Genomic DNA, 5,022 nt, shown 5'->3' with positions numbered 1-5,022 from the left:
ATTCGTTTCGCGGCGCGACGGTGCGCAATATCCTCGACTTCCCGAATCACTTCAATCCGCCCGCGAAATGCGTGACGCTCGAGCGCAATTACCGCTCGACGCAGCCCATTCTGGCGGCATCGAATGCGGTGATCGGACTCGCCGCCGAGCGTTATACAAAGAACTTGTGGACCGACAAGGCATCGGCGCAACGGCCGCGTATTGTCTCGGTGGCAGATGAAGCCGATCAGGCGCGTTATATCGTCGAGCAGGTGCTGGAGGCGCGTGAAGGCGGCATGACGCTCAAGCAGCAAGCGGTGCTGTTTCGCGCCGCGCATCATAGCGCCGCGCTAGAAATCGAACTCACGCGGCGCAATATTCCGTTCGTGAAGTTCGGCGGTTTGAAATTCCTCGATTCCGTTCACGTGAAGGATGTGCTCGCGGTCTTGCGCTGGGGCGAGAACCCGCGCGACCGCGTGGCCGGGTTTCGCGTGCTGCAGTTGCTGCCGGGGGTGGGGCCGGCTATTGCCGGGCGTGTGCTTGATCAGGTGGCCGAGCGCGGCGAGACGCCGGCCGCATTAGCCGCATTCGCTGCACCGTTGCGCGCGAGCGAAGACTGGCCTGCGCTCGTCGCGATGATGTCGAAAGTTTGCGTGCGTGAAAGCGGCTGGCCCGCTGAGTTCGAGATGATCCGGCGCTGGTACGAACCGCATCTGGAACGCAATCACGAAGATGCGTCAATTCGCCATGGCGACGTGTTGCAGATGGAAAGCATCGCGTCCACGTATCCCACGCGCGAGCGATTTCTCACTGAACTGACGCTCGATCCGCCCGACGCCACCAGCGACGAATCGGGTGTTCCGCTTATCGACGAGGACTATCTGATTCTCTCGACCATCCATTCGGCCAAGGGCCAGGAGTGGAAGAGCGTGTTCGTGATGAATGGCGTGGATGGCTGCATTCCATCCGATATGGGCACGGGCAGCGACGAAGAAATTGATGAAGAAAGGCGGCTGTTGTACGTCGCCATGACGCGTGCAAAAGAGGATCTGCACATTGTCACGCCGCAGCGTTTCTACGTGCACAACCAGACGCACATGGGCGACCGGCATGTCTGGGCGGCGCGTACGCGGTTCATCCCGGCGCATCTGATGCCGTTGTTCGACGCGTGTGCGTGGCCTCCGGTCCCTGAGCCCATCGCGCCGACGGCGGCCGGACTGGCCGCTGCGGCAAAGGCGAAAGTCGATATCGCCGCGCGGCTTAAGAAGATGTGGGAGTGAAGGGCGTTGGTGTGGGCTTCGTTTGAGCTTGCCAGAAGCTCAACCTCGGCCTCAACCTCACAACTCAACGTTCCGCGCGCGAAGGCCTCGGCGCTTTGCGCTCCGGCGTGAAGATCGCACGCAACCAGTTACCGAAGCGCGTGAACCCGTCGTACGGCTCCTCAATAAATATCTCCGGCTTGATCATGCGTAACTGCTCGAGCACTTGCTGTGCTTCCTGCTTTGAAACCGAGCCATGAAACATGCCGAGGCGCAGCAGGCAGCGCAGTTCACCGAGCTTCTCGCGCGCTGTTGATCCCGCACTATGTTCAGTCGCAATCTTGGTTTCGTACACGCGTTGACGCAATGAATCGGCCAGACGCCATGCGGGCGTCTGCATTTTCATCTCCAGTTCCTGAATGTCCGATGCTGCCGCCTTTATCTGCGACGCAAGCGTGTCGATCTGCGCCGGGTCCCCGTTCGCCTCCGTCACAATCGCAGTCGCCCACGCGCGCGATGCCTTCACGAGATCGTCCGGTTTCCAGTCCGAGCGGACCGCGAAGCCGAAACCGTGTTCCCCGGCTTGACGCATCATCATTTCGACAACATCAGGAAACTCCTTGTCGAGCGCCCGTTTTGCCCACGCGTACTGGCCGTTTTGCAGCATTCGCTGCACTGCCTGTTCGGTGAGTGGCGTGGGGTTGTCGAGCAATTTTGCGCGCAGGAAATCTTCGAACGTGGGCGTGACGAATTGCGGGTCGAACTTGAGCGACAGGCGAATCAACGTCTCGAAGTCGCGGCGTAGCGCTGCGATCGTTTCGTCTTTAAATGTAAGGGTAATCTGACCCATGATGTTTCCCGGTTCCCGATCCCGTCGACCGGTTTAAGCCGGCGCGGGAAGACAGTCGGCGTCGCCATGAGGGCGACGGCCGTTCGTCTTTATATCGGCGCGGGGAGGGGAAACTTTAGGCCAGCTTTCAATTATCCGGTCGAAGCCTGCTCAACCGGCATGGCGGTCTTATTTGACGGGGATGGTCGTGCCCGCGGGCATCGGCACGGCTGTCACGCTGTTCTTCGCGCTGCCGGTCGTAATCCGATCGCTATAGGTCAGGTAGACCAGTGTATTGCGCTTGGCATCGACTATACGCACCACGTGCAGGGTCTTGAAGATAAACGACATGCGTTCCGAGAACACATCGGATTTTTGTTTGAGTGGCGCATCGATCTTGATCGGCGCGACCTGGCGGCAAGCTATGGATGCCTCAGATGGGTCTTCGGCTATTCCCAGCGTTCCTTTAACGCCGCCCGTTCGTGCACGAGAGACGTAGCAGGTGACGCCCGCGACTGCGGGATCATCGTACGCCTCGACCGAGACCCGATCCGAGCCGGTAAAGCGGAAATTCGTGTTGACGCTGGCTATCTCCTCGGCATGCAGGGCAGGCGCAGCAAGCAACGCAACGAACGACGTCAGCGACGTCAAAGCGAAGATAGCGCGTTTCATCGGAATCCTTCTGAGTTACGGAATGAGGAATTGAAAAAGGCGTCGTATTGTAACGACGCCCTGGTTCAATTCACCTGAAACCGCGTTCCGCGCTTTCGCGTCCATCATGTACGCAATGCAGCGATCAGTGAAAAATCAGATACAGGATCACCAACACGATCACCGGCACACCCAGCAGCCAACCCAATAGATAAGGCATTGTCTTCCTCCATTCGATCTCTGATTCAATGAATTCAGTATCGATGAGAGGCCGGCCCGCCGATACCCGCGCGTGTCCTATTCGACTGTAGGCGGGTTCCTATCGACGGCATGCTGAGCGGCGGCGTTTTTACCTCACACGAATGGCGTAGCGCGTGACTTGCCGATACCGCTCGTTGGGGCGCAACACGACGTCTTCGGCATCGTCCATATTGATCTGGTTTGGAAACCCGCCCGCTTCGAGACAGAGCGCGCCGTGCTTGTGATACGTCACCCCGCGCTTGCCCGGCACGCCTTCAAGACTGTTGCTGGTGTAGAACACCAACCCGCGTTCGGTGGTCGAGACGATCAGTTCGCGTCCGCTAGCCGGATGATAAACAGCCGCGACACGCCGCATTTCCGGCAGTTCGGTGACCGGCGCCGCGTTGTGCAACACATAACAATGGTCGATACCGCCGCCCGCCAGCGTGATCTGTTCGTTGTCGCGGGTGTCGATACGCGGTCCAAGTAGCGCAGCCGTACGAAAGTCGAACGGGGTATCGGCGACCTCTTCCAGTTGGGTCGGAATCGTATGTTCATCGATGGCGAAAAACTGGTCGGCAGCGATCTCGATCTCGTGGTCGTGGATACTCGTCGAGTCCACGCCCGACAAGTTGAAGTACGCGTGGTTCGTGAGATTGAGCGGCGTGGGGGCGTCCGTGAAGGCGTCGTAGGTGATCGTCAACTCGCCTGCGTCGTTGAACGTGTAGGTAACCTGGACGGTGAGCGTGCCGGGAAAACCGCTATCGCCGGCCGGCGATTCCAGCGTGAGTACCAACGCGTCTTCCCTATGCTGCGCCTTCCAGAGTTTGAAGCTGAAGCCTTGGAATCCGCCATGCAGTGAGTTCGGCGGCTGATTGGCTTCGAGCGGGTACTCCACGCCATCGAGGGAAAAGCGCGCGTTCGCAATGCGGTTCGCCCAGCGTCCGACCGTTGCGCCCATGTAGGCCGGACCGGTGGTGTACGGGGCGGGCGCGTCGTGGCCGAGCAGGATATCCGCCAGATGGCCGTCGCGATCCGGCGCGAACCAGGAGACGAGGGCCGCGCCCAGATTCGTGATCGTTACCTTCGAGCCGTTGTCATGGCTTAGCGTGTGAAGTTCGACGGGCGTACCGTCCGCGAGATCGCCCCAGTGGGCGCTGGAAAGGGTCATAGTGTGGTCTCCGGATTTTGATTTTTTGCAGGTTGGCGGGACGCTTCCGGTTTAGCTTCCGGCTTAGATAAGCGGAGTAAGCGGTCACGATAAAGCGTGCTGACGTAGTCAAGATGCGCGCCGGCGGCTTCCCGGGCGCGCAGCGGGTCGCGAGCGAGGATGGCATCGAATATTGCCTGATGTTGCGCCAGCAAATCCGCTTCGACCTGATCGTCGTAGTCCACCAGCCGATGCGATGTCAGCATCGATTCGCGCACGAGTTCTTGCAGGCCGTGCATGACGTGGGCGAGGGCGAGGTTGTGGGTGGCATCGGCGATAGCGAGATGAAACGCGGCGTCGTGTTCGGCTATCCGCGTGCGTTTTGGTTCGATGGCGGCCGTTTTCAGTGCGTTGAACGCTTCGGTGATACGCGCCAGATCGGTCGCGGTGGCGCGTTCGGCCGCGTAACCCGTCGCCAGGGATTCGAGACCGTGGCGGAGTTCGAGGACGTCGGCGCTGGCCGTCGGGTGCTGGCTCAGCAACGCGGCGAGCGGCGCGGATACGAGCGGCGCCGTGACATCCGAGACCACGAAGCCGGTGCGCGCGGCTGCCTGGATAAATCCATCCGATTCCAGCCGGATCAGCGCCTCACGCAGCGATGGGCGCGAGACGTTGAGTTGCTCCGCGAGATCGCGTTCGGCCGGGAGACGTTGTCCGGGGAGCAACGCGCCGCTTGTGATCAGCGCGCGGATCTGGTCGGAGACGACATCGGCGATGCGTGTGCGGGTGTAGGAATGGACAGGCTGAAAAGGCATGAGTGCGTTGAAAGGTAAGTAAGAAACGGCTCGATATTTCGCTTAGTTTGACATGAAAGATCGCAAACTTTAAAGTCTTGGTCAGACCAAGCTGACCAA

Annotated in this window: 5 protein-coding genes; 1 reads left to right on the top strand and 4 read right to left on the bottom strand. The window is 60.0% G+C overall.

Going from position 1 to position 5,022, the window contains the following annotated elements:
* A partial coding sequence (locus JWR14_RS10900; RefSeq protein WP_299705768.1) for an ATP-dependent helicase occupies positions 1–1,259 on the top strand: 1,259 nt, incomplete at its 5' end.
* Between the two features lie 64 nt (positions 1,260–1,323).
* On the opposite strand, the gene JWR14_RS10895 is transcribed toward JWR14_RS10900, so the two are convergent.
* The 4 genes from JWR14_RS10895 to JWR14_RS10880 form a co-directional block, all read right to left on the bottom strand.
* Positions 1,324–2,088, bottom strand: coding sequence for a DUF4088 family protein (locus JWR14_RS10895; RefSeq protein WP_299705766.1), 765 nt, complete (start codon positions 2,086–2,088; stop codon positions 1,324–1,326).
* Between the two features lie 168 nt (positions 2,089–2,256).
* On the bottom strand, positions 2,257–2,739 hold the full coding sequence (locus JWR14_RS10890; RefSeq protein WP_299705763.1) for a CreA family protein: 483 nt from the start codon (positions 2,737–2,739) through the stop codon (positions 2,257–2,259).
* 328 nt (positions 2,740–3,067) lie between these two features.
* Positions 3,068–4,129: an aldose epimerase family protein gene (locus JWR14_RS10885; protein WP_299705760.1), complete on the bottom strand. Its 1,062-nt coding sequence runs from the start codon at positions 4,127–4,129 to the stop codon at positions 3,068–3,070.
* The gene (locus JWR14_RS10880) at positions 4,126–4,923 is read right to left on the bottom strand and encodes a FadR/GntR family transcriptional regulator (RefSeq protein ID WP_299705757.1); all 798 of its coding nucleotides are present in this window, start codon (positions 4,921–4,923) and stop codon (positions 4,126–4,128) included. The genes JWR14_RS10885 and JWR14_RS10880 overlap by 4 nt, the downstream gene beginning before the upstream one ends.
* Positions 4,924–5,022: the final 99 nt, after the last annotated feature.

Source organism: Caballeronia sp. (assembly GCF_028292365.1).
GTDB lineage: Bacteria > Pseudomonadota > Gammaproteobacteria > Burkholderiales > Burkholderiaceae > Caballeronia.
Note: the sequence above shows the minus strand (reverse complement) of the source record. Positions and strands in the feature narration are given on the sequence as shown.

Bases quoted from the DNA above. Each gene is read 5' to 3' on its own strand.
- JWR14_RS10880 (WP_299705757.1), bottom strand. From the start codon at position 4,923: ATGCCTTTTCAGCCTGTCCATTCCTACACCCGCACACGCATCGCCGAT.
- JWR14_RS10895 (WP_299705766.1), bottom strand. From the start codon at position 2,088: ATGGGTCAGATTACCCTTACATTTAAAGACGAAACGATCGCAGCGCTA.
- JWR14_RS10890 (WP_299705763.1), bottom strand. From the start codon at position 2,739: ATGAAACGCGCTATCTTCGCTTTGACGTCGCTGACGTCGTTCGTTGCG.
- JWR14_RS10885 (WP_299705760.1), bottom strand. From the start codon at position 4,129: ATGACCCTTTCCAGCGCCCACTGGGGCGATCTCGCGGACGGTACGCCC.